Genomic DNA, 3,792 nt, shown 5'->3' on the forward strand with positions numbered 1-3,792 from the left:
TCGATGGCTCAATTATTAGATCGACATGAAGAATGCACAGCTCCGGGTATTAACGATTGCCAGCAGTTTGCAGAGATTCACTGCAATGGCGAAAGCCAGATAATCGGTGTGGAAAATGATGGTGATAATTTTGTTGTAGTAGTGCCTTCGTATTTAAGTGAATACCAATCGAATTTTACTGATTTTGAGTCGGCTCGCTCAGAAGCCAATACTTTGATTCTGGCACTCGAAGAATACAAGAACATAAAGAAAGGTGGTGGCGCATCGGTTTCCTCTTTCGAAGACTATCACGGTATTGAGTTCGATCATTTTGATGGTCTTATGAAGGCTCTTGATTTTAAAATAACAATTAACTAATGGAAAGAGGACGCAGCACACAAGCAGCATAGCTATCTTGCGATGCTGGCTGCGAAATACATACATACTCATTGGGCATCAAAACCCAAATTAAAAACCTGAGGGAAAAAAAGCATGACTCAGCTATTTAAAGATATTCAAGTTACAAAACGCGTCTATGACTTTGAAGCGATTTAAAAGAAAGTCGATAAGTACCTTGGTGAAAACTCCATCGATGGTGACACATATAAAGTTGATAGAGTCACAGGCGGTATTGATGGCATCACTATCGAATTAGAGCGGGTCGGCGAGTTTCCTATTGATGAAGACTTTCCGGAAGATGATAAGTGGGAGTCTTTCTGCGATTCAATGAAAGTAGATTTAGGAGTAAGATTCGTATCTGTTCCATCTCGTTATTATGCCAAATAAGCGGGTGTGAAAACGGTAGAAAGAATGACATCTGTGAGTTGGCTTGCGAATAAGCGCAAGATCTAAGACATGTTTTTATGAAGGAAAACAAATGACTACTTACTTGAAGCTATCGAACGTGCGAAAAGAGGATATAGACGAACAAACCATTTCTGCTTTTTTGGAACTTGCAGAGTCTGACAACCGCGTCACAAGCATTAAACGGGCTGGCGACTTATTTGAAATCGACGCGCAAGAGTTAAAGGGATGCTATTCGCTCGGTCGAATCGCAGGGCATTTGCATGAATCTAATTCTGAAATTGATGCGCGTAAGGAGCGAGAAAAATTGCCCGATATTGTTCATATTAAGAAATTAAGGCATTTCGAAGAACGATCATATACAGATAGAAGGAGCCTTTTTACATTCACAAAAAACAAAATGAATGAATATTCAAACGTTTTGCCACCGTCTGCTGACAGGGCGCAGTGCATCAATATCGCCAATTATAAACTTTTGGGTAATGAATCAATAGCCGATCGTTTAGTTAGAGATCATAAATCTACGAATCATGCACTCCGAGCTGCATTGCTAATGGTAGCAGCTGGTTGTGCAAATCATATAGATAGAGTTAAAGGGCGAATCGGGAAAATCATTTTTGAAGATGGTTCCGAGCTATGAAATATGCTCTTATCATCAAGGGTGATTTAAAGCTGTTGATTAATGAAGGGCTTCAGATGGAGCCTTTGTTGACGCATCTGGATGAAATCCAGGCGCTCAATGCACGAGTGTTGGAGTTTTACGCCAACCTCATGTCTGCCACGGCAGAACAGGGCCGGGCGTTGGAAGCCGAAGCGAAAAGCCTCATATCTAAAATTGGTTACAACATTGTCGGGGTTCCATTCACAACCCACGATGCTGAGATGTATGCCGTGAATCACGGCTTGGACTATGAAATTATAGAGTTACAGAACAAGTAGGAAAAAATCCATGCCGGATATTGCTGTTGGATCACGAGTAGTAATAACCAACCATGATACGTGGCGTGGTGAAGTAGGAGTGGTTTATCACTTAGAGCGAGAAATCGTAGGAGCAACTGTTTCAGTTGCATTAGACCATGGGTACGACGCAATAGAACTGCCATTAGATAGTGTCGAGCATCTCGATTCGGAACCAGTAAATAATCCGGCGTGGGATGACCTAACGCGAAACAGATCAGGGCACAGCAAATGACTTCACTTCCTAAAATTAGTAATCCCAATGACCCAAAACTGGTACTAGCTTACTTGAAAGCTGGTTGTGAAATTGAACAAATTGGCCGAGATCTCACATTTTATGGTAAGCAGCCAACATATTCTCTAAAGCCACCGGGTCAATTATGGGAATGCTCTTTGAAACCAGAAATCGTAGTAGCGTTAGAAACTTTAAAGTTAATCGAAGTCGATAGCGGCAATGGAACTACTTATTGGTCCAAAGCCGACTTTTCATTACCTGAAATTCCAACAGCTAAAAACTAAAGGAAAAGACTATGAGGCGCCCTTCATTCGAAGAAATCACAGATGTGTATGAACGCTATGGTGAACCTTGCAATAATTGCATCCACTTTGAGGAAGGAATCCTTTGCGGATTAGATCATAGACAAAAAGAGGTAGACGTCAATACAGGTCACATACCAGAATTGACCGTTAGAAAAATCAAAGGATGTAGTGACCATCAATTGAAGGATGGCGTCTGGTGGAATGAAGTTCCGCTAATTTCCTCTTCAAGCGTTTATGGTGGTTCTAAGACCTCAATAATCTGAAGGACACAAGATGCATCACTCTATTCAAAACGTAGCATCAGCAAGGTTTCTCAATTATAAGAAGCTATCTGAATTTTCTTTAAGGGAAGACGTCAAAGCCAAGTTTTGCATTTCAGGGACGGTTGAGCCAGTCGTTAGCAGTTGGCATGTCGACGAACTTGTAAATGCGTATAAAGATACTCAAACGAAAGCAGATCTTGAATTAGATCGTAAGCTTGAAATTGTTAAACTAAAAAGTTGAAGGAAAAATCGTGACCACGTTAGTTGCCAATAGATGGATAGATCAAGATTCGGGTATTACGATAGAGGCCACGAAAGTAGGCCAGGGTACAGCATTGCAGTTTGCGGTACGTAAAGATGGTTTAATTTTGAATAAGCAGGGTGGATGGGAATATGAACCTATTCCATCAGAGCGTACTGATTCGTTTAAGCAGCGCTGCCGCTGGGATGATTTTGGGGATGCAGTCAAAGCCCTAGAGTCTGCCCCGGCCAGTGAATAAAACTTGAGGGAAAAATGATGAGATACGATATTGAATCACAGTTCGTATTTAGCAAAGAGTTATACGTATCGCGGTTACCACCGATAGTCATGACTCTTGTTGCTGGGTTATTTTTCTATCATCAGTCTTATGTTTTAGGTTTTTTGGCAACGTGTGGGTTCTTAGTGAGCTTCTTTATTCATAAGCGAGTACATGACCGACTTGGACCTGAAGCTCAATATCGGAAGTTCTTGTTAAAACAGCCAATAAATCTGTTGGAGGGGTTAGAAAATTCCAATGAACTAGATCCTCGAAGCAAGGACATCGTTAGCGAAGTATTAACATCGAAGTCTACGATCACTTAATTAAGGGAAAAAATGATGTCAGTTGAGCAGTCAGTGATTTTATGGGACGAGGCAGAACCAAACAGTCAGCCATCCGACCTAGGTCGAACGTGGGTTCAGGAGCGGCTTTACAGACATCGAATTGGAGATCGACTCCCTCGCGGTAAAAGGTTTGACAAATATCGATTTACCAAAGAGTCGAAGTTCAATGCGAGGCTAATTGGGAAAGCAATTCTCAGTGAGCTTTCATCAGTACTAAGCAAAAAATAGACATAAGGGAAAAATGCACCATGTTCGCGAAGTTGCTCAACCATTTAAGTAAATTCCAAGATGACTATGGAGTAGTTGTCTTTGGAGTAGCCATAACGGCATGTACATTGGCTTTCTTTGGTGTCTTCTATGCGCTGTTGTTCTATTAAAAACAAA

Annotated in this window: 6 protein-coding genes; all 6 read left to right on the forward strand. The window is 41.3% G+C overall.

The window, feature by feature from the left end:
* The coding region (locus tag IYN85_RS25330; protein WP_196161775.1) for a hypothetical protein at positions 1-357 on the forward strand (357 nt) is incomplete at its 5' end.
* A 499-nt stretch (positions 358-856) separates the two neighbouring features.
* On the forward strand, positions 857-1,423 hold the full coding sequence (locus IYN85_RS25335; RefSeq protein WP_196161776.1) for a hypothetical protein: 567 nt from the start codon (positions 857-859) through the stop codon (positions 1,421-1,423).
* On the forward strand, positions 1,420-1,722 hold the full coding sequence (locus IYN85_RS25340) for a hypothetical protein (protein WP_196161777.1): 303 nt from the start codon (positions 1,420-1,422) through the stop codon (positions 1,720-1,722). The genes IYN85_RS25335 and IYN85_RS25340 overlap by 4 nt, the downstream gene beginning before the upstream one ends.
* Positions 1,723-1,971: 249 nt before the next feature.
* Entirely contained in the window at positions 1,972-2,259 is a 288-nt protein-coding gene (locus IYN85_RS25345; RefSeq protein ID WP_196161778.1) for a hypothetical protein, read from the forward strand.
* 294 nt (positions 2,260-2,553) lie between these two features.
* On the forward strand, positions 2,554-2,784 hold the full coding sequence (locus tag IYN85_RS25350; RefSeq protein WP_196161779.1) for a hypothetical protein: 231 nt from the start codon (positions 2,554-2,556) through the stop codon (positions 2,782-2,784).
* Positions 2,785-2,794: 10 nt separating this feature from the next.
* Positions 2,795-3,043 carry a hypothetical protein gene (locus IYN85_RS25355; protein WP_196161780.1) on the forward strand — a complete coding sequence of 83 codons (249 nt, stop codon included), beginning with the start codon at positions 2,795-2,797 and terminating at the stop codon, positions 3,041-3,043.
* Positions 3,044-3,792: the final 749 nt, after the last annotated feature.

The sequence above is a fragment of the Reinekea sp. G2M2-21 genome, assembly GCF_015687175.1.
Taxonomy (GTDB): domain Bacteria; phylum Pseudomonadota; class Gammaproteobacteria; order Pseudomonadales; family Natronospirillaceae; genus Reinekea.

What these genes read in the sequence shown, in the direction of transcription:
- IYN85_RS25335 (WP_196161776.1), top strand. Translation starts at nt 857, where the DNA reads ATGACTACTTACTTGAAGCTATCGAACGTGCGAAAAGAGGATATAGAC.
- IYN85_RS25340 (WP_196161777.1), top strand. Translation starts at nt 1,420, where the DNA reads ATGAAATATGCTCTTATCATCAAGGGTGATTTAAAGCTGTTGATTAAT.
- IYN85_RS25345 (WP_196161778.1), top strand. Translation starts at nt 1,972, where the DNA reads ATGACTTCACTTCCTAAAATTAGTAATCCCAATGACCCAAAACTGGTA.
- IYN85_RS25350 (WP_196161779.1), top strand. Translation starts at nt 2,554, where the DNA reads ATGCATCACTCTATTCAAAACGTAGCATCAGCAAGGTTTCTCAATTAT.